The organism is Streptomyces plumbidurans (assembly GCF_019857225.1).
Classification (GTDB): Bacteria; Actinomycetota; Actinomycetes; order Streptomycetales; family Streptomycetaceae; genus Streptomyces; species Streptomyces plumbidurans.
Genome location: NZ_JAFJSY010000002.1, coordinates 231,008 through 250,380, shown reverse-complemented (window position 1 = coordinate 250,380; position 19,373 = coordinate 231,008). Strand labels below are relative to the sequence as shown.

Below are 19,373 nucleotides of genomic sequence, written 5' to 3'. Positions count from 1 at the left end.
GCGGCAGGTGGTGGGGCGGCGGTCAGTCCTGGGTCAGGGTGACGTCGTGCCGCTGCACGGCGTGGAAGCGGGGCAGGGGCAGGATGCCGTGGAACTCCAGCTCCGTGACCGTCGCCTCGACGCTGACCTTGCCCGGCTTGACCTCCGGCGACGGCGTGCTGCTGTTCTCCCAGCGGTGCGTGGCGCCGTCGCAGACGGCCATGGTGCCGCCGACGCCCTGGACGACGGTCACGCTGCTCGGGCTCGTGGCCGAGTTCGTGGAGGTCGTACGGATGTTGGAGCTGACGAAGGCGGGACCCGTGCTGTCGACGCAGCGATAGGTGCCCGTCAGCGTGACGGTGCCGTCGTCGGCGATACGGCCCGTCGGGTCGACGGTCACCGTCTCCTTCACGTCCGCGGCCCGGTGCGGGGCGGCGGACGCCGGGGCGGCCGGAGCGGCGAGCAGGACGATCGCGGCACCGGCCGCGAGGGCGAGGGCGGGGCGCTTGGTCATGGGAAACCTCCTGTAGGTGGGGTTTCCACTGGTACCCGGCAAGGGCGTCGACGGCCGTGACCGTCACCCCTTCGGTGGCGAGTCCGCTGCGAGCGTCGTGGAACCGTCCGGAGGTTGTCCGCGTGTTGTCACGCTTCACGGCGGGCCGTTCCGATGAGTTCACGACGGGAGCATGGTCTGTACATAGGGACCGGACGGACGGTCCCGACCGACGTGGAGGTGCGCCATGTGTTCCCACCAGTCCTCGTGCCCTTCCTTCGACACCGCCGCCGTGCACATCGTCGCCGCCCACCCCGAGCAGGGCTGGAGCCTTCGGTGCGACGGCGCGATCGTCTTCGACGACACCGGTGAGCTGACGCCCGACGGCCGTGCGGTCGCGCCGCACCGGGTGCCCGTCGAGCGACTGGCCATCGCGGCCTGAGCACACCGCGGCCCGAGCCCACTGCGGTCGGGCACGGCTGTCTACGGCAGCACGGCGAACCCGTCGAGCTCCACCATCGCCTGCTCGTCCCACAGGCGTACGACCTCGACGACAGCCATCGCCGGATAGTCACGGCCCGCCAACTCGCGCCAGATACCGCCCAGTTCGCGCGCATGGACGCGATACGCGGCGACGTCGGTGGCGTAGACGGTGACGCGGGCGAGGTCGGCCGGGGTGCCGCCCGCCGCGCGCAGGGCCGTCAGCAGATTGGTCAGGGCCCGCTCGAACTGCTCGGGGAGGGTGTCGCCGACGATCTTTCCGTCGGTGTCCAGAGCGGTCTGGCCGGCCAGGAAGACCACGCGGGTCCCGGTGGCGACGACGGCGTGGGAGAAGCCGGTCGCCGGGGAGAGTTCGGACGGGTTGACGCGCTCGGTGCTCACCGCGATCCCTCCACTGCCTGCATTCCGGCGTACAACTCCTTGGCGATGATGCCGCGTTGGACCTCGCTCGCGCCCTCGTAGATGCGCGGGGCGCGCACCTCCCGGTAGAGGTGTTCGAGGAGATGGCCGCGGCGCAGGGCCCGGGCGCCGTGCAACTGGACGGCCCTGTCGACGACATACTGCGCGGTCTCGGTGGCCAGCAGCTTCGCCATGGCCGCGCGCTTGGGGACACCGGGGGCGCCCTCGTCGTACGCCGTCGCCGCCGCGTACACCATGAGGCGGGCCGCTTCGATGCGCAGCGCCATCTCGGCGACCTGGTGGGCGACGGACTGCAGATCCCGCAACGTGCCGCCGAACGCGTCCCGTCGGTCGGTGTGCGCGAGGGTCGCGTCCAGGGCCGCCTGCGCCATGCCGACCGCGAACGCGCCGACGCTGGGGCGGAATTGGTTGAGGGTCCCCATGGCGACCCGGAAGCCGCGGTCCACCTCGCCGAGCACGTCGTCCGCGGTGACGGGTACGGCGTCGAAGTCGAGGGCGCCGATGGGGTGCGGGGAGAGCATGTCGAGGGGCGTGCCGGTGAGCCCCGGCCGGTCGGCCGGCACCAGGAAGGCGGTCACCCCGCGGGCGCCCGCGCCGGGGGTGGTGCGGGCGAATACGGTGTAGAAGTCGGCCTCCGGCGCATTGGAGATCCAGCACTTCTCGCCGGTGAGCCGCCAGCGGGCGGGGCCGTCGGGCTCGGCGACCGGCGGCTCGGCGACAGACGCGCTGCCCGGCGGGGCCGCCTCCGATTCCGGGGCCTCCCCCGAGTCCCGGTCCGGGTCCGCCCGCAGTGCGAGGGCCGCCGCGTCCGAGCCCGCTCCCGGCTCGCTCAGTGCGAACGCGGCCACCGCCGTGCCGTTGGCGACCCGGGGCAGCCAGCGCTCGCGCTGGGCCGGGGTGCCGTGGGCGTGCACCGGGTGGGCGCCGAGCCCCTGCAGGGCCAGGGCGGTCTCGGCCTCGGTGCAGGCGTAGGCGAGGGACTCGCGCATCAGGCAGAGGTCGAGGGCGCCCGAGGTGAACAGGCGCCCCAGGAGTCCGAGCCGACCCAGTTCCGCGACGAGCGCGCGGTTGACGTGCCCCGGTTCGCCCTTCTCGGCGAGCGGGCGCAGCTGCTCGGCGGCCAGGGCGCGCAGCTCGCCACACCAGGCGATCTGTTCCGGTTCGAGTGAGAATGCGGGCATTGGCGGTCCCCTCTGCTCCGTACCTGCCACGAGGTTATCGCGCACCGTTGACTGTCGTCACCAACACGATACGCTCAGAGCGCTGGACGGACCCCAGGCCCACCACGACGCCGAACACGGCAAGGGGGCGCACCGCCATGAACGTCTCGGCCCATGTCGACACCTTCGCGCGCGACCACCTGCCGCCGCCCGCGGAGTGGCCCGAACTCCGCTTCGACCTGCCGGAGCTGCGTTACCCCGATCGGCTGAACTGTGCCGCCGAGCTCCTGGACCACGCGGACCCCGGCCGCCCGGTGTTCCACACCCCCGCCGGGCCGTCCTGGACGTACGGCGAACTCCGCGCCCGTGTCGACCGCATCGCGCACGTCCTCACCCGGGACATGGGCGTCGTCCCCGGCAACCGTGTGCTGCTGCGCGGGCCGACCACGCCGTGGCTCGCGGCCTGCTGGCTGGCCGTGCTGAAGGCGGGCGCGGTCGCGGTGACCGTGCTGGCCCAGCAGCGCCCGCACGAGCTGAGCACGATCTGCGCCATCGCCGAGGTGCGGCACGCGCTGTGCGACATACGGTCCGTCGACGACCTGGCCAAGGCCGAGATACCGGGCCTGCGCATCACGACGTACGGCGGCGACGCCCCCGACGACCTGCTGTGCAGGCCCGCGCCCGACACCCCGTACGAGGCGGTCGACACCGCGGCCGACGACGTCGCGCTGATCGCGTTCACCTCGGGCACCACCGGCCGCCCCAAGGGGTGCATGCACTTCCACCGCGATGTGCTGGCGATAGCGGACACCTTCTCGGCGCATGTGCTGCGACCCCGCGCGGACGACGTCTTCGCGGGCAGTCCGCCACTCGGTTTCACCTTCGGGCTCGGCGGTCTGGTCGTCTTCCCGATGCGGGCCGGAGCCAGCTCGCTCCTGCTCGAACAGGCCCATCCCAAGCAGCTGTTGGCAGCCGTCGCCGAACACCGGGTCTCCGTGGTGTTCACCGCGCCCACGGCCTACCGGGCGATGCTCGACGAACTCGACGCCCACGACGTCGCGCCCCTGCGCCGCTGTGTGTCGGCCGGGGAGAACCTACCCGCCGCCACCTGGCAGGCCTGGTACGAGCGGACCGGGCTGCGCATCATCAACGGCATAGGCGCCACCGAGCTGTTGCACATCTTCATCTCCGCGGCCGACGAGCAGATCCGGCCCGGCACGACCGGAATCCCCGTACCGGGCTGGCAGGCACGGGTGCAGGACGCGCACGGCGACCCGCTGCCCGACGGGGAACCGGGGCTGCTCGCCGTACGCGGCCCGGTCGGCTGCCGCTACCTCTCCGACCCGCGCCAGCGCGTCTATGTCCGGGGCGGCTGGAACGTCACCGGTGACACCTATGTCCGCGACGGCGACGGCTACTTCCGCTATGTCGCGCGCGCCGACGACATGATCATCTCGGCCGGGTACAACATCGCCGGGCCCGAGGTCGAGGACGCCCTGCTGCGCCACCCGGACGTGGTGGAGGCGGCCGTCGTGGGGCGCCCCGACGAGGCGCGCGGGCAGGTGGTGGTGGCGTACACCGTGCTCAAGGAGGGCGCCGGACGGGACGTCGAGGCACTGCGCGCGTTCGTCAAGTCCGAGCTGGCGCCGTACAAATGCCCCCGCGAGATCGTCTTCCTCGACGCCCTGCCGCGCACCGCGACCGGCAAGCTGCAGCGCTTCCGGCTGCGCGACGAGACCGGGGCCGAAGCCACCGTCGAACGTGACACCGAAGGTGACCAGCACTGATGCCGACGACCTAAGATGATCAACGTGTCCGACCAGCATGCACCACGGTCTCTCATCGTCACGCTCTACGGCGCCTACGGACGCTTCGCGGAGGGTCCCGTACCCGTCGCCGAACTGATCCGGCTGCTCGCCGCGGTGGGCGTGGACGCGCCCTCCGTACGGTCGTCGGTGTCCCGCCTCAAACGCCGCGGGCTGCTGCTGCCGGCCCGCACGGCGCAAGGCGCGGCCGGGTACGAACTGTCCCCGGACGCCCGCCAGTTGCTCGACGACGGCGACCGGCGCATCTACGCCTCGGCGCCGCCCGACGACGAGGGCTGGGTGCTCGCCGTGTTCTCCGTTCCGGAGTCGGAGCGGCAGAAGCGGCATGTGCTGCGCTCGCGGCTGGCCGGCCTCGGCTTCGGCACCGCGACGCCCGGCGTGTGGATCGCTCCCGCCCGGCTGTACGAGGAGACCCGGCACACCCTGCAGCGGCTGCGCCTCGACCCGTACGTCGACCTCTTCCGCGGCGAGCACCTCGGCTTCGCGGCGACCCGGGAGGCGGTCGCCCGCTGGTGGGACCTGGCCGCCATCGCCAAGGAGCACGAGGCCTTCCTCGACCGCCACGGGCCCGTGCTGCAGGGCTGGGAGCACCGGCCGCACACCCCGCCCGAGGATGCCTACCGCGACTATCTCCTCGCCCTGGACTCCTGGCGGCATCTGCCCTACGCCGACCCGGGCCTGCCCGCCCGCCTGCTGCCCGACGACTGGCCCGGCGTCCGCTCGGCCGCCGTCTTCCGGGGGCTGCACGCGCGACTGAGGGACACGGGAGCCGAGTTCGTAGGGGTGTGAGACCAGGCACACCTTCGGTCACTCACGCAACGCTCAGGCTCCTCTGTCCCTCTTCTCAAGTTTCTTACCTAGCCTGCGCCTGGCTGTCGCCAGGTAAGAAATGCCGGGTAAGAAATGAGGACTGTTGCGCAAGACCACCACGGCACGGGCTCAGGGAGCCACTGTCTGGCTCACCGGACTGCCGAGCGCGGGCAAGACGACCGTCGCCCGTCTGCTCGGCGAACGCCTCAAGGCCGAGGGGCATCGTGTGGAGATCCTGGACGGCGACGAGATACGCCGCTTCCTCTCCGCGGGCCTCGGCTTCTCCCGCGCGGACCGCAACACGAACGTGCAGCGCATCGGCCTGGTCTCCGAGGTCCTAGCGCGCAACGGCGTGCTCTCGCTCGTGCCCGTCATCGCGCCGTACGCGGACAGCCGCGAGGCGGTGCGCAAACGGCACGAGGCCAGCTCGACGCCGTACGTCGAGGTGCATGTGGCCACTCCGGTCCAGGTGTGCGGCGAACGGGACGTGAAGGGGCTCTACGCCCGGCAGGCCGCGGGCCAGTTGGTGGGGCTGACCGGGGTCGACGACCCGTACGAGCCTCCGGTGGACCCGGACCTCGTACTGGCCACCCAGCACCAGACGCCCACGGAGTCGGCGGACGCGGTGCACGCGCTGCTGGCGGAGCGGGGGCTGCTGTGAGCGCGGCGAGGTCAACTCACGCGGTGCGCCCGCGACGTGGCGCCCACGCTCAACTCCCCAGCGTCAGCCGTGGCTTGGGCGCATCCGTGCGACCCGTCTGCGGCCGTCGGCTGCCCGCGCGGTACGGGACCGGCCAACTGATGCCCGGGCCGGTGTAGTTCTGCTCGGCTGCCGCGTGCAGGGTCCAGTGGGGATCGTAGAGGTGGGGGCGGGCCAGGGCGCACAAATCGGTGCGGCCCGCCAGGATCAGGGAGTTGACGTCGTCCCAGGAGGAGATGGCGCCAACCGCGATCACCGGGATGTCCGTGCCGTGGCGGATGCGGTCGGCGAAGGGGGTCTGGTAGGAGCGGCCGAACTCCGGGTGTTCGTCGGCGACGACCTGGCCCGTCGACACGTCGATCGCGTCGGCGCCGTGCGCGGCGAAGGCGCGGGCGATGTCGACGGCGTCCTCGGCCGTCGTGCCGCCCTCGGCCCAGTCGGTGGCGGAGATGCGGACGGTCATGGGCTTCTCCTCCGGCCAGACCGCGCGTACGGCGTCGAAGACCTCCAGCGGGAAGCGGAGACGTTTTTCCGGCGAGCCGCCGTAGGCGTCGGTACGCCGGTTGGTCAGCGGGGAGAGGAAGCCGGAGAGCAGGTAGCCGTGGGCGCAGTGCAGTTCGAGGAGGTCGAAGCCGGCCCGGGCGGCCCGCACGGCGGCGGCCACGAACTGCTCGCGGATGTCGGTGAGTTGGGCGCGAGTGAGTTCGCGGGGGACCTGGCTGCCCGGTTTGTACGGCAGTGCGGAGGCGGCGGCGAGCGGCCAGTTGCCGTCGTCGAGCGGTTCGTCCATGCCCTCCCACATCAGCTTGGTCGAGCCCTTGCGCCCGGAATGACCGAGCTGGACGCCGATCGCGGTGCCCGGGGCCTGGGCGTGCACGAAGTCGGTGATCCGCTTCCAGCAGTCGGCCTGCCGGGCGGTGTACAGGCCGGTGCAGCCGGGCGTGATCCGGCCCTCCGCGCTGACGCACACCATCTCGGTCATCACCAGGCCCGCGCCCCCGAGCGCGCGTGCGCCCAGGTGGACCAGGTGGAAGTCGCCCGGGTCGCCGTCGACGGCCGAGTACATGTCCATGGGCGAGACCACGACCCGGTTGCGCAGGGTCAGCCCGCGCAGCCGGAACGGCGTGAACATCGGGGGCGTACCGGGCGGGCAGCCGAACTCGCGCTCCACCGAACCGGTGAAACGGGCGTCGCGCAGCCGGAGGTTGTCGTGGGTGACGCGGCGGCTGCGGGTGAGCAGGTTGAAGGCGAACTGGCGGGGCGGCTGGTCGAGATAGAGCCCCAGGTTCTCGAACCACTCCAGGCTGGCGCGGGCGGCGCGCTGGGTGGAGGCGACCACGGGCCTGCGCTCCTCCTCGTAGGCCGCGAGCGCCTTGTCCAGGGAGGGCTGCTCCTCCAGACAGGCGGCCAGCGCGAGCGCGTCCTCCACGGCGAGCTTGGTGCCGGAGCCGATCGAGAAGTGGGCGGTGTGCGCGGCGTCGCCGAGCAGGACGACGTTGCCGCGCGACCAGTGCTCGTTGGTCACCGTGCGGAAGGTCGTCCACGCCGACTTGTTGGAGCGCAGCGGCCGGCCGCCGAGGGCTTCCGCGAAGATCTTGGCGCAGCGCTCCACGGACCCCGCCTCGTCGAGATCGGCGAAGCCGGCCGAGCGCCACACCTCCTCGCGCATCTCGACGATCACCGTGGAGGCGTCGGGCGCGAAGGGGTAGGCGTGCAGCTGCATCACGCCGTGTTCGGTCTCGGCGATCTCGAAGCGGAAGGCGTCGAAGGCCAAGTCGGCGGCGAGCCAGATGTAGCGGCAGCGGTGGGCGGTCACGCGGGGACGGAAGTCGGCGGCGTAGGTGTCGCGGATGGTGCTGCGCACCCCGTCGGCGGCGACGACCAGGTCGTGGGAGCGGGCCAGCTCGTCGGGGTGCGGTGCCTCGGAGCGGAAGCGGAGTTCGACGCCGAGGGTGCGGCAGCGCTCGTGCAGGATCTGCAGCAGACGGCGTCTGCCGAGGGCCGCGAAGCCGTGGCCGCCGGAGGTGTGCTGCTGGCCCCGGTGCACGATGTCGATGTCGTCCCACCGGACGAAGTCCTTCTGCAGTGCCTCGTAGACCAGCGGGTCGGCGTGCTCGATGCCGCCGAGCGTCTCGTCGGAGAGGACCACTCCGAAGCCGAAGGTGTCGTCGGGGGCGTTGCGCTCCCAGACGGTGATCTCGCGGGCCGGGTCCAGGCGCTTGAGCAGGGCGGCGGCGTAGAGACCGCCGGGGCCGCCGCCGACGATGGCGATGCGCGAGGTCTCCATCGCTAGCGCCCCCTCCACTTGGGCGGGCGCTTCTCCGTGAAGGCCGCGTGGAACTCGGCGTAGTCCTCGCCGTTCATCAGCAGGGCCTGGGTGGAGGCGTCCAGTTCGACGGCGGCGGCGAGCGGCATGTCCAGTTCGGACGTGAGCAGGGCCTTCGTCTGCGCGTACGCCAGGGCCGGGCCCTCGGCGAGACGGCGGGCCAGCGCCGCGGCGGCCTCGTCGGCGCGGCCCTCGTCGGTCAGCTCGCTGATCAGGCCGATGCGCTCGGCCTCGGGGGCGCGGACCGGTTCGCCCAGCATGAGCAGCCGGGTGGCGTGGCCGAGCCCGACGACCCGGGGCAGCAGATAGGCCGCGCCCATGTCGCCGCCGGAGAGTCCCACCCGGGTGAACAGGAATGCGAAGCGTGCGCTCGGGTCGGCGACCCGGAAGTCCGCCGCCAGCGCCAGCACCGCCCCGGCGCCCGCGGCCACCCCGTGCACGGCCGCGATCACCGGGAAGGGGCACTCCCGGATGGCCCGCACGGTCTGTCCGGTCATCCGGTTGAAGTCGAGGAGCTGGGCGGTGTCCATGGCCAGGGTGGCGCCGATGATCTCGTCGACGTCGCCGCCGGAGCAGAAGCCGCGGCCCTCACCGGCCAGCACCAGGGCCCGCACCGTCCGCTCGCGGGACAGCTCGGCGAGCAGGTCGCGCAGGTCGGCGTAGGCGCCGAAGGTGAGCGCGTTGAGTTTGTCGGGCCGGGCGAGCGTGACCGTGGCGACCCCGTCGGCGAGCTCCACGCGCAGATGTTCCCAGCGCCTGGTGCGGGCGGCCGATCCGGTGAAGGGACTCATGACGTGCGGCCTCCTCGGGGGCGGGCACTGCCGTACTGAGCTCTGCCCCTCGAAGTTATCACTCATTCGTGACTGTCGTCAGGAGTGCGCGATAGACCGACCCGGAACCGACCCCGCCGGGTCACATCCGTCACGGATCGTCGACAGACGGGCTACGGCCGCGGCAGCCGTGCGAGGCGAGGCGTCGTCACGGGTAAGCCGCCTGGCAGCGGGGCCGAAGGTCCCGCGCGGTGCCCTCCGGAGGATGCTGCCGGACGGAGCCGTACCATTCATACGGTTGAAAGCAGGACAGCCTGCTATGAACGGACCCGCCTTGTACCAACGCCCCTCCGCCTCGTGGCGCATCGCGCTGCCGCACTCCGTCGCGGCCGTGCCCGTGGCCCGTGCCCTGGTGCGCACGGCGCTGGCCGAACTGGACCACGGGGCCGACTGCGACACCGCGGAACTGCTCACGGCGGAGCTGGTGGCGAACGCGGTGGAGCACACCGTCGGGGACTCGCCCATAGAGCTCGTGGTGGAGCTGCTGCCGGGCGGCTGCCAGGTCGAGGTGCACGACCCCGACCCGATGCCGCCGTACGAGCTGACCTGGCCCAGCGACAAGATGCCCGACGTCTGGGACGAGGGCGGGCGCGGGCTGCTGCTGATCCGCGCGCTCAGCTCGTCCTGCGGGCATCGTCCGACCACCGCGGGCAAGGCCGTGTGGTTCAGGCTGCCCGCGGCGCCGCGGCAGCGGCGCCCCCTCTGAGCGCCGCCGAAGGATCAGCGCCCTCGGAGGGCTCAGCCCAGCGTGGCGACCAGGACCGCCTTGATGGTGTGCATCCGGTTCTCGGCCTCGTCGAAGACCACGGAGTACTCGGACTCGAACACCTCGTCCGTGACCTCCAGCTCGGTGAGGCCGTGGCGCTGGTGGATCTCGCGCCCGACGTCGGTGCCGAGGTCGTGGAAGGCCGGCAGGCAGTGCAGGAACCGCACGTCGGGGTTGCCGGTGGCGCGCAGGACATCCATGGTCACGGCGTAGGGGCCGAGCAGCGCGATGCGCTCGTCCCAGACCTCCTTGGGCTCCCCCATCGACACCCATACATCGGTGGCGATGAAGTCGGCGCCGCGCACCCCCTCCTTGACGTCCTCGGTGAGGGTGATCCGGGCACCGGAGGCCGCGGCGAGCCGCTGGGCGACCTCCACGATCGTCTCGTCCGGCCACAGCAGCCGGGGCGCGACGATCCGGACGTCCATGCCGAGCAGGGCGCCGGTGACCAGGTAGGAGTTGCCCATGTTGTAGCGGGCGTCGCCGAGGTAGGCGAAGGCCGTCGCGGTCAGCGGCTTGTCGGTGTGCTCGGTCATGGTGAGCACGTCGGCCAGCATCTGGGTGGGGTGCCATTCGTCGGTGAGCCCGTTGTAGACAGGCACGCCGGCGTGCGCCGCGAGTTCCTCGACGACACCCTGGCCGTGTCCGCGGTACTCGATCGCGTCGTACATCCGCCCCAGCACGCGCGCGGTGTCCTTCACGGACTCCTTGTGCCCGATCTGCGAGCCGGACGGGTCGAGGTAGGTCGTGGAGGCGCCCTGGTCGGCGGCGGCGACCTCGAACGCGCAGCGGGTGCGCGTCGAGGTCTTCTCGAAGACCAGCGCGATGTTCTTCCCGCTCAGATGCCTGGTCTCGGTCCCGGCCTTCTTGGCGGCCTTCAGCTCGGCGGCCAGCTCGATCAGCGCGAGGAACTCCTCCTGGGTGAAGTCGAGCTCCTTGAGGAAGTGGCGGCCGGCGAGGGCGGTCGGGACTGACGCCATGGGGGCACTCCAGAATGCGGGAACATCTACCCTGGAAGTCTATACGACGATTCGCAAATCTATACAGCCTCTCCCTACGGCCTCTCTATACGGCCGCTCTATACGGCCTCTCGTTCGACCGGGCAGCTCATGCAGCGCGGCCCGCCCCTGCCCCGGCCCAGCTCGCTGCCCGGGATCTCGATGACCTCGATGCCCTGCTTGCGCAGGTGGGTGTTGGTGGTGGAGTTGCGCTCGTAGGCGACGACGACGCCCGGCTCGACGGCCAGGACGTTGCAGCCGTCGTCCCACTGCTCGCGCTCGGCGGCGTGCACGTCCTGGGTCGCGGTCAGCACCCGGATCCCGCTGAGCCCGAGGGCGGCGGCGATCGCCCGGTGCATGTGCTCCGGCGGATGGTCGGTGACCTTGAGCTCCTTGTCCCCGGCCCCGGGCTCGATGGTGTACGAGCGCAGCATGCCGAGGCCCGCGTACTGGGTGAAGGTGTCGCCGTCGACCATCGTCATCACGGTGTCGAGGTGCATGAAGGCGCGCCGCTTCGGCATGTCGAGGGCCACGATCGTCGTGGCCGAGCCCGCCTCGAAGAGCTTGTGCGCGAGCATCTCCACCGCCTGCGGGGTGGTGCGCTCGCTCATGCCGATCAGGACGGCGCCGTTGCCGATCACCAGGACGTCCCCGCCCTCGATGGTGGAGGGGTAGTCGGCCTGCCCCTCGGACCACACGCGGAACGTTTCGTCACGGAAGAGCGGGTGGTGGCGGTAGATCGCCTCGAAGTGGACGGTCTCGCGCTGCCGGGCGGGCCAGCGCATGGCGTTGACGCAGACGCCGTCGTAGATCCAGGCGGAGGTGTCGCGGGTGAAGAGGTGGTTGGGAAGGGGCGCGAGGAGGAAGTCGTCGAGGTCCATGACATGGAAGCGCACCGATGTCGGCTCCAGGTGCGCGTCCAGGAACTCGCGCTTGGTCATGCCGCCGACCAGGGCCTCGGCCAGCTCCGGCGCGGGCAGGGTCTCGAACGCGGCCCTGAGGTGGTCGGTGGCGAGGACGCCGTACTCCTTCTCGTCGAAGACCCGGTCGAGGACGAGGGTGCGGGCCTCGGGCACCTGAAGGGCCTCGGTGAGCAGGTCGCCGAAGAGGTGGACGGCGACCCCCCGGTCGCGCAGGACGTCGGCGAATCCGTCGTGCTCGGCGCGCGCCCGGCGCACCCAGAGCACGTCATCGAAGAGCAAGGCGTCCTTGTTGCTAGGGGTGAGCCTTTTGAGCTCGAGATCCGGCCGGTGAAGGATGACGCGGCGCAGCCGCCCGGCCTCGGAGTCGACGTGGAATCCCATGCCTCCATCCTGACCATCGGCGAGCGTCTTGACCCGCCGATGGCCCTTTTCTGCCGCTCTTGTTTTCGTCCTCTTGACGATAAGCGCCTGCCCCGCTTATCGTCGGACAGACGAGAAACGAGGGGGTCCGATGGCCGACATCACCCGGCGCCTGGGCTGGCGCCACCTGCGCGGGGCGCCGACGGCGCACATCCGCCACCACCGCGACGGCGAGCTGGTGCACGACGGGCCGGGGCTCAGCTTCTGGTTCCGCGCGCTGACCGCGGCGCTGTCCGAGGTGCCGGTCGACGACCGTGAGCTGGCAATGACCTTCCACGCCCGTACGTCCGACTTCCAGGACGTGACGGTGCAGGCCACGGTGACGTACCGGATCAGCGACCCTGCGCTCGCCGCGGCCCGGCTGGACTTCTCCGTCGACCCGGACACCGGAGTGTGGCGCGGCTCGCCCCTGGAGCAGCTCGGCACGTTGCTGACGGAGACCGCGCAGCAGCACGCCCTGGACGTCCTGGCCCGTACGTCACTGTCGTCGGCGCTGGTCGACGGGGTGGCGGCGGTACGGGAGCGGGTGGCGGCCGGGCTCGGCGGCGAACCGCGGCTGCCGGCCACCGGTATCGAGGTGGTCGCCGTGCGCGTGATGGCGGTGCGGCCCGAGCCCGAGGTGGAGCGCGCGCTGCGCACACCGGCCCGGGAGCAGATCCAGCAGGAGGCCGACAAGGCGACCTACGAGCGGCGGGCCGTGGCCGTCGAGCGCGAGCGGGCCATCGCCGAGAACGAACTGGCCAGCCAGATCGAACTCGCCCGCCGCGAGGAGCAGTTGGTCGAGCAGCGCGGCACCAACAGCCGCCGCGAGGCCGAGGAGCATGCCGCCGCGGACGCGGTGCGCGCCGAGGCCGAGGCCGCCCGGACGGTGAAGCTCGCGGAGGCGGAGGCGACCCGGTCGGTGCGGCTCGCCCGCGCGGAGGCCGAGGGGGCACGCGAGACGGGTGAGGCGCGGGCGCAGGCGCAGGCGGCCTGGCTGCGGGTGCATGCCGAGGTGGACGTGGCGATCCTCAACGCCCTCACCGGGACCCGGCTGGCGGAGAACCTGCCGCGCATCGACAGCGTGGTCATCTCGCCGGACGTGCTGACGGGACTGCTCGCCAAGCTCGGCGGCGGAGAGCCGGCGTGAGTCTCGCCCCGCGCGCCGTGCTCGTCCACCGCACCACGGAGTACGAGGAGTTGGTGGCACGTCACGGCACGCACGGGCAGGCCGCGTTCTTCCTCTCCTCCCGGGGGCGGGACATCGAGGAGGTCGCCGAGCGGCACCGCCGTGCCCGGCGGGCGCTGGCCGAGGTGACCTCAGCGATTCCCCTGACGTGGCGTCAGTCCCTGGTCGAGCGCGGTGATCTGGACCGCTTCCTGTTCGCGCCGGAGGACGTGGTCGTCGTGGTCGGACAGGACGGACTGGTGGCGAACGTCGCCAAGTACCTCGCCGGGCAGCCGGTGTTGGGCATCGACACCGATCCCGGGCGCAACCCCGGCGTCCTGGTACGGCACCGGCCCGAGCACGCCGGGGCACTGCTGCGCTCCACGCAATCCGCGGCGAGCCCCTTCGACGAACTCACCATGGTCGAAGCGGTGGCGGACGACACCCAGCGGCTCGTGGCACTGAACGAGATCTACCTGGGCGCCGCCGGTCATCAGACCGCCCGATACCGCCTGGGCCTCGAGGGCGACGGGGGTGTCGTCGAGGCCCAGGCCTCCTCCGGGGTGATCGTCGGCACGGGCACGGGGGCGACCGGCTGGCTCCGGTCGGTGTGGCAGGAGAGGGGAGGGCGGCTGTCGCTGCCCTCCCCCACGGAGGAACGCCTGCTGTGGTTCGTGCGCGAGGCCTGGCCGTCCCCGGCCACCGGTACGTCACTGGTGGCCGGGGAACTGGCGGCCGCGTCCCGCCTCCGCCTCACGGTCGAATCCGAACGGCTGGTGGCCTTCGGGGACGGGATGGAGACGGACGCCCTGGACCTGACCTGGGGGCAGTCCCTGACGGTCGGAATGTGCGGGCAGCGGCTGCGGCTGGTCTGTTGACTGGCCCAGCTGTCACAGCCGCGGGTCCACCGGCTCCGACTCCAGTGCCAGCACCCCGAACACCGCCTCGTGCACGCGCCACAGCGGCTCGCCCTCCGCCAGCCGGTCCAAAGCCTCGAGGCCGAGGGCGTACTCGCGGATCGCCAGGGACCGCTTGTGGTTGAGGAAGCGGGAGCGCAGCCGGGTCAGGTTGTCGGGGCGTGTGTACTCGGGACCGTAGATGATCCGCAGGTACTCACGGCCCCGGCACTTGATGCCGGGCTGCACGAGCCGTCCCTCCTTGCCGCGCACCAGCGCGCCGACGGGCTTGACGACCATGCCCTCGCCGCCGCGGCCGGTCATCTCCAGCCACCAGTCGACGCCGGCCCGCACCGACTCCGGGTCGCCGGTGTCGACGTAGAGACGCCGGGTGGTCTGCAGCAGACCGCTCACGTCGTGCTCCACAACCCGGTCCAGCAGGGCGAGTTGCTCGTCGTGCGGCAGCCCGGTCAGGCTGCGGCCCTGGACGGCGAGGATCTGGAACGGCGCGAGGCGTACCCCGTCCAGCCCCTCGGTCGTCCAGCAGTAGCGGCGGTACGCGTCCGTGAACGCGGCCGCGTTCGAGGCGCGTTCACGCTGGCGGGCCAGCAGGTCGGTCACCTCGACACCCCGCGCGGCGGCGGCCTGAAGTGCGCCGAGCGCACCCGGGAAGACCGCGCCCGACGCGGCACCGACGGCGGCGTACTGCGAGCGCAGCAGCCCGGACGCCTTCAGCGACCACGGCATCAGCTCGGCGTCCAACAGCAGCCAGTCCGTGCCCAGTTCGTCCCACAGACCGGCCTCGCCGACCGCCGTGCGGACCCGCCCGAGGATCTCCTCGGTCACCGCCTCGTCGTCGAAGAACGGCCGTCCGGTACGGGTGTAGAGCGAGCCCGTCGGACCGTCCGCCCCGAACCGCTCGCGCGCCACCTCCGCGTCGCGGCACACCAGCGCCACGGCACGCGAGCCCATGTGCTTCTCCTCGCACACGACCCGCGCGACGCCGTCCGCCGCGTACTGCGCGAACGCCTCGACCGGGTGCTCCAGGTAGCCGTCCACCTTGGACGTGGCCGTGGGCGCCATGGTCGGCGGGAGGTACGGCAGCAGCCGCGGGTCCACCGCGAAGCGGCTCATGACCTCGAGCGCCGCCGCCGCGTTCTCCTCGCGTACCGCGACCCGGCCCTGATGGCGGGTCTCCACGGCCCGGCGGCCGTGCACGTCGTTCAGGTCGAGCGGCCGCCCGTCCTGCCCGCCGGGCGCCTCGGTGCGCAGCGGCCGGGCCGGCTCGTACCAGACCTGCTCGGCCGGTACGTCGACCAGCTCGCGCTCCGGCCAGCGCAGCGCGGTGAGCCTGCCGCCGAAGACGGCGCCGGTGTCCAGGCAGATGGTGTTGTTGAGCCAGGTCGCCGCGGGGACCGGCGTGTGGCCGTACACGACCGCCGCCCGGCCGCGGTAGTCCTCGGCCCACGGGTAGCGCACCGGCAGCCCGAACTCGTCGGTCTCGCCGGTGGTGTCGCCGTACAGGGCGTGCGAGCGGACCCGGCCCGAGGTGCGGCCGTGGTACTTCTCCGGCAGACCGGCGTGGCAGACCACGAGCCGGCCGCCGTCGAGGACGTAGTGGCTGACCAGGCCGTCGATGAACTCCCGTACCTCGCGGGTGAACTCCTCGCTCTCGCCCGCCATCTGCTCGATGGTCTCGGCGAGTCCGTGGGTGTGCTGGACCTTGCGGCCCTTGAGGTAACGGCCGTACTTGTTCTCGTGGTTGCCGGGCACGCACAGCGCGTTGCCCGACTTCACCATCGACATCACACGGCGCAGCACCCCCGGGCTGTCCGGGCCGCGGTCGACGAGGTCGCCGACGAAGACGGCCGTGCGGCCCTCCGGGTGGACGCCGTCGCTGTAGCCCAGCTTGCCGAGCAGCGACTCCAGTTCGGCGGCGCAGCCGTGGATGTCGCCGACGATGTCGAACGGACCGGTGAGGTGGGTGAGGTCGTTGAAGCGCCTCTCGGTCGTGACGGTGGCGCTCTCGATGTCCTCCACGCCGCGCAGGATGTGCACCTTGCGGAAGCCCTCGCGCTCCAAGTGCCGTATGGAACGGCGCAGTTCACGGATGTGGCGCTGGATGACCCGGCGCGGCATCTCGGCCCGGTCGGTACGGGCCGCGTTGCGCTCGGCGCACACCTCCTCCGGGACGTCCAGCACGATCGCGATGGGCAGCACGTCGTACTGCCGGGCCAGGTCGATCAGTTGCCGTCGGGCGTCCGACTGCACGCTGGTCGCGTCGACGACCGTACGGCGGCCCGCCGCCAGCCGCTTGCCCGCGATGTAGTGCAGGACGTCGAAGGCGTCCCGCGTCGCGCTCTGGTCGTTCTCGTCGTCGGAGACCAGGCCGCGGCAGAAGTCGGAGGAGATCACCTCGGTCGGCTTGAAGTGCCGCCTGGCGAACGTCGACTTGCCGGAGCCGGAGGCGCCGACGAGCACGACGAGGGAGAGGTCGGTGACGGGCAGGACCCGCCCCTCGCTCCGGGTGCTGTGCTGTGTCTCGGTCATGCCGCCTTCGCCTCCTTCTCGTTCTTCGGTCCGGCCTGGTCGATCTCGAAAACGGCCATCTGGGTGGGTGGCCCGACCTCGGGGTCGTCGGGGCCGACGGGCACGAACCGCACGCCGTAGCCGTGCCGTTCGGCCACCGCGTCCGCCCAGGCGCGAAACTCCTCGCGGGTCCACTCGAAGCGGTGGTCGCCGTGCCGGACATGGCCGGCCGGCAGGGACTCCCAGCGGACGTTGTACTCCACGTTCGGGGTGGTCACGAGGACCGTGCGCGGACGGGCCGCGCCGAACACGGCGTACTCCAGGGCGGGCAGCCGCGGCAGGTCGAGGTGCTCGATCACCTCGCTCAGCACGGCGGCGTCGTAGCCCTTGAGGCGCTTGTCGGTGTAGGCGAGCGAGCCCTGGAAGAGCGTGACGCGGGACGCCTGCCGCTCCCCCATGCGGTCCAGCTTCAGCCGCCGGGAGGCGATGGTCAGCGCGCGCATCGACACATCGACACCGGTGATCTGCGTGAACTGCGGGTCCTTGAGCAGCGCCTGCACCAACTGGCCCTGCCCGCAGCCGAGATCGAGGACGCGGGTCGCGCCGGACGCCTGCAGCGCCTCGATGATCGCGTCCCTCCGCTGCACGGCGAGCGGAGTCGGCCGCTGCTCCTCCTCGGTCTCGGCCCCGACGGCGTTGTCGATCTCCTCGACCTCGCTGTCGTCGGCCTCCGCGAGGCGCACCAGCTCCAGCCGCTCCATCGCCTGCCGGGTCAGCGACCAGCGGCGGGAGAGATAGCGGCTGGTGATCAGCTTCTGCTCCGGGTGCTCGGCCAGCCAGCCCTCACCGGCACGCAGCAGTTTGTCGACCTCGTCCGGGGCGACCCAGTAGTGCTTGGCGTCGTCGAGCACGGGCAGCAGGACGTACAGATGGCGCAGGGCCTCGGCGACGGTCAGCGCCTGCGACTCCAGGACCAGGCGCACGTAGCGCGAGTCGCCCCACTCGGGGAACTCGCTGTCCAGGGCGACCGGTTCGACGGCCACCGCCCAGCCGAGCGGCTCGAAGAGCCGCCGTACGAGCTCCGCGCCGCCGCGCGCGGGCAGCGCGGGCACCTCGACGCGCAGCGGGCGCGGTTCGGCGGGCAGCTCGGGCCTGGCGTGGCAGGTGCCCTTCATCGCGCTGGAGAACACGCTGCTCAGCGCCACGGCGAGCAGCGAGGAGGCCGCGTACGGGCGGTCGTTGACGTACTGCGCGAGTGCCGCGTCGGGGGCTCCGCCGCGACCCTTGCCCTTCCCCCGCCGCACCAGCGCCACCGCGTCGACCTCCAGCAGCAGCGCCGCCGTGCAGCGCTGGTCGTCCGCCTCGGGGTAGACGACGTGCGCCGTGCCGTACGAGGTGGAGAACGCCTGCGCCTTGTCGGGATGCTTGTGCAGCAGGTAGCCGAGGTCGGTGGCGGGGCGTTCGGGGGTGCCGGTGGTGGTGAGAGTCAGGAACATGGGCAGGGCCTCTCAGGCCGGTTGACGATTCTCGGTGCCGTGCGCGCGAAAGCCCCCAGGAAGGGTGATCCTGGGGGCTCGGCAGGACGACCGTCCCACCTTCGCATACGGGGGCCGACCGGCGCCTTTGTTTATTCCTACGGCATTCCTACGGCATCTCGCCGGCCGCTACGACAGCTGGGACTGGACGTGGGAGGAGATCAGCTCCAGGTGGTCCAGGTCGGAGAGGTCGAGGACCTGGAGGTAGAGGCGGCGGGAGCCGATCTCGGCGTACCGGCCGATCTTGTCGACGACCTCGGACGGGGTGCCCGCCAGGCCGTTGGCCCTCAGCTCGTCGGGCTCGCGGCCGATCGCGGCGGCGCGGCGGGCGACCTCCTTGTCGTCCTTGCCGACGCAGACGACGAGGGCGTTGGACAGGACGAGGTCGTCCGCGCCCCGGCCGGCCTCCTCGGCGGCGGCGCGGACGCGGGCGAACTGGCGCTCGCTGTCCTCCACGCCGGCGAAAGGCATGTTGAACTCGTCGGCGAAGCGGGCCGCGAGGCGCGGGGTGCGGGTCGCGCCGTGGCCGCCGATCAGCACCGGGATGCGGTCCTGGGCGGGCTTGGGCAGGGCGGGCGAGTCGGTGAGGTCGTAGAACGTGCCGTGGAAGTCGAAGCTCTCGCCGAGCTTGGTGCTCCACAGGCCGGTGACGATCTCGAGCTGCTCCTCCAGGCGGCCGAACTTCTCCTTCGGGAAGGGGATGCCGTACGCCTTGTGCTCCTCCTCGAACCAGCCCGCGCCCAGGCCGAGTTCGACGCGGCCGCCGGACATCTGGTCGACCTGCGCGACCTGGATGGCGAGGACGCCGGGCAGCCGGAAGGTGGCGGCCGTCATCAGCGTGCCGAGGCGGATGCGCTTCGTCTCGCGGGCCAGGCCGGCGAGCGTGACCCAGGCGTCGGTGGGGCCGGGGAGACCGTCCCCCGAGCCCATGCGGAGATAGTGGTCGGAACGGAAGAAGGCGTCGAACCCGAGGTCCTCGGTCGCCTTCGCCACGGCGAGCAGAGTGTCGTAGGACGCCCCCTGCTGGGGCTCGGTGAAGATGCGCAGATCCATGCACCCATCCTGCACGCCCCGGGCCCGCCCACCCCCACCGGTCCCCTACGCCTCTGCCGGG

17 protein-coding genes are annotated in these 19,373 nt (G+C 71.9%); 7 read left to right on the top strand and 10 right to left on the bottom strand.

Translation table 11 applies throughout. The features are described from left to right. Positions 1–22: 22 nt before the first annotated feature. Entirely contained in the window at positions 23–493 is a 471-nt protein-coding gene (locus JYK17_RS02585; RefSeq protein WP_128801683.1) for a DUF6299 family protein, read from the bottom strand. Between the two features lie 226 nt (positions 494–719). On the opposite strand from JYK17_RS02585, the gene JYK17_RS02580 reads away from it, so the two are divergent. Then, positions 720–914: a DUF5999 family protein gene (locus JYK17_RS02580; RefSeq protein ID WP_108007048.1), complete on the top strand. Its 195-nt coding sequence runs from the start codon at positions 720–722 to the stop codon at positions 912–914. A gap of 41 nt (positions 915–955) precedes the next feature. Here JYK17_RS02580 and JYK17_RS02575 read toward each other — a convergent pair whose 3' ends face one another. Together JYK17_RS02575 and JYK17_RS02570 are read right to left on the bottom strand one after the other, a co-directional pair. Then, positions 956–1,354, bottom strand: coding sequence for a RidA family protein (locus JYK17_RS02575; protein WP_108007050.1), 399 nt, complete (start codon positions 1,352–1,354; stop codon positions 956–958). After that, complete coding sequence (locus JYK17_RS02570) at positions 1,351–2,574, bottom strand: acyl-CoA dehydrogenase family protein (RefSeq protein ID WP_222809661.1); 1,224 nt, start codon at positions 2,572–2,574, stop codon at positions 1,351–1,353. Before JYK17_RS02570 ends, JYK17_RS02575 begins: the two co-directional genes overlap by 4 nt. Positions 2,575–2,711: 137 nt before the next feature. Between JYK17_RS02570 and JYK17_RS02565 the strand changes: the two genes are divergently transcribed. The 3 genes from JYK17_RS02565 (at position 2,712) to cysC (ending at position 5,850) form a co-directional block, all read left to right on the top strand. Continuing rightward, the gene (locus JYK17_RS02565) at positions 2,712–4,340 is read left to right on the top strand and encodes an AMP-binding protein (protein WP_222809660.1); all 1,629 of its coding nucleotides are present in this window, start codon (positions 2,712–2,714) and stop codon (positions 4,338–4,340) included. A gap of 15 nt (positions 4,341–4,355) precedes the next feature. After that, positions 4,356–5,168 carry a PaaX family transcriptional regulator gene (locus JYK17_RS02560; RefSeq protein ID WP_128801686.1) on the top strand — a complete coding sequence of 271 codons (813 nt, stop codon included), beginning with the start codon at positions 4,356–4,358 and terminating at the stop codon, positions 5,166–5,168. Between the two features lie 124 nt (positions 5,169–5,292). Beyond that, on the top strand, positions 5,293–5,850 hold the full coding sequence (cysC, locus tag JYK17_RS02555; protein WP_222809659.1) for an adenylyl-sulfate kinase: 558 nt from the start codon (positions 5,293–5,295) through the stop codon (positions 5,848–5,850). A gap of 49 nt (positions 5,851–5,899) precedes the next feature. Here the strand turns inward: cysC and JYK17_RS02550 are convergent, their stop codons facing one another. After that, entirely contained in the window at positions 5,900–8,176 is a 2,277-nt protein-coding gene (locus JYK17_RS02550) for a bifunctional salicylyl-CoA 5-hydroxylase/oxidoreductase (RefSeq protein ID WP_222809658.1), read from the bottom strand. A gap of 2 nt (positions 8,177–8,178) precedes the next feature. Then, the gene (locus JYK17_RS02545) at positions 8,179–9,006 is read right to left on the bottom strand and encodes an enoyl-CoA hydratase family protein (protein ID WP_222809657.1); all 828 of its coding nucleotides are present in this window, start codon (positions 9,004–9,006) and stop codon (positions 8,179–8,181) included. A gap of 298 nt (positions 9,007–9,304) precedes the next feature. On the opposite strand from JYK17_RS02545, the gene JYK17_RS02540 reads away from it, so the two are divergent. Then, positions 9,305–9,751 (top strand): ATP-binding protein, encoded by a 447-nt coding sequence (locus tag JYK17_RS02540; RefSeq protein ID WP_108007064.1) that lies wholly within the window; start codon positions 9,305–9,307, stop codon positions 9,749–9,751. Between the two features lie 32 nt (positions 9,752–9,783). Here JYK17_RS02540 and argF read toward each other — a convergent pair whose 3' ends face one another. Then, complete coding sequence (argF, locus tag JYK17_RS02535) at positions 9,784–10,791, bottom strand: ornithine carbamoyltransferase (RefSeq protein WP_108007066.1); 1,008 nt, start codon at positions 10,789–10,791, stop codon at positions 9,784–9,786. A gap of 98 nt (positions 10,792–10,889) precedes the next feature. Then, positions 10,890–12,113: an arginine deiminase gene (locus JYK17_RS02530; protein WP_108007068.1), complete on the bottom strand. Its 1,224-nt coding sequence runs from the start codon at positions 12,111–12,113 to the stop codon at positions 10,890–10,892. 130 nt (positions 12,114–12,243) lie between these two features. Here JYK17_RS02530 and JYK17_RS02525 point away from each other — a divergent pair, with 130 nt between their 5' ends. Both JYK17_RS02525 and JYK17_RS02520 read left to right on the top strand, forming a co-directional pair. Then, positions 12,244–13,281 (top strand): SPFH domain-containing protein, encoded by a 1,038-nt coding sequence (locus JYK17_RS02525; RefSeq protein ID WP_128801690.1) that lies wholly within the window; start codon positions 12,244–12,246, stop codon positions 13,279–13,281. Next, positions 13,278–14,177, top strand: a complete 900-nt coding sequence (locus JYK17_RS02520; RefSeq protein WP_108007072.1) for an NAD(+)/NADH kinase — start codon at positions 13,278–13,280, stop codon at positions 14,175–14,177. The genes JYK17_RS02525 and JYK17_RS02520 overlap by 4 nt, the downstream gene beginning before the upstream one ends. A 12-nt stretch (positions 14,178–14,189) precedes the next feature. Here JYK17_RS02520 and JYK17_RS02515 read toward each other — a convergent pair whose 3' ends face one another. The 3 genes from JYK17_RS02515 to JYK17_RS02505 all read right to left on the bottom strand — a co-directional run bounded on the left by JYK17_RS02515 (position 14,190) and on the right by JYK17_RS02505 (position 19,312). Beyond that, positions 14,190–16,745 carry a polynucleotide kinase-phosphatase gene (locus tag JYK17_RS02515; RefSeq protein ID WP_222809656.1) on the bottom strand — a complete coding sequence of 852 codons (2,556 nt, stop codon included), beginning with the start codon at positions 16,743–16,745 and terminating at the stop codon, positions 14,190–14,192. Next, entirely contained in the window at positions 16,742–18,220 is a 1,479-nt protein-coding gene (locus tag JYK17_RS02510; protein WP_108007077.1) for a 3' terminal RNA ribose 2'-O-methyltransferase Hen1, read from the bottom strand. The genes JYK17_RS02515 and JYK17_RS02510 overlap by 4 nt, the downstream gene beginning before the upstream one ends. 168 nt (positions 18,221–18,388) lie before the next feature. After that, positions 18,389–19,312, bottom strand: a complete 924-nt coding sequence (locus tag JYK17_RS02505; protein WP_108007079.1) for an LLM class F420-dependent oxidoreductase — start codon at positions 19,310–19,312, stop codon at positions 18,389–18,391. Positions 19,313–19,373 lie beyond the last annotated feature (61 nt).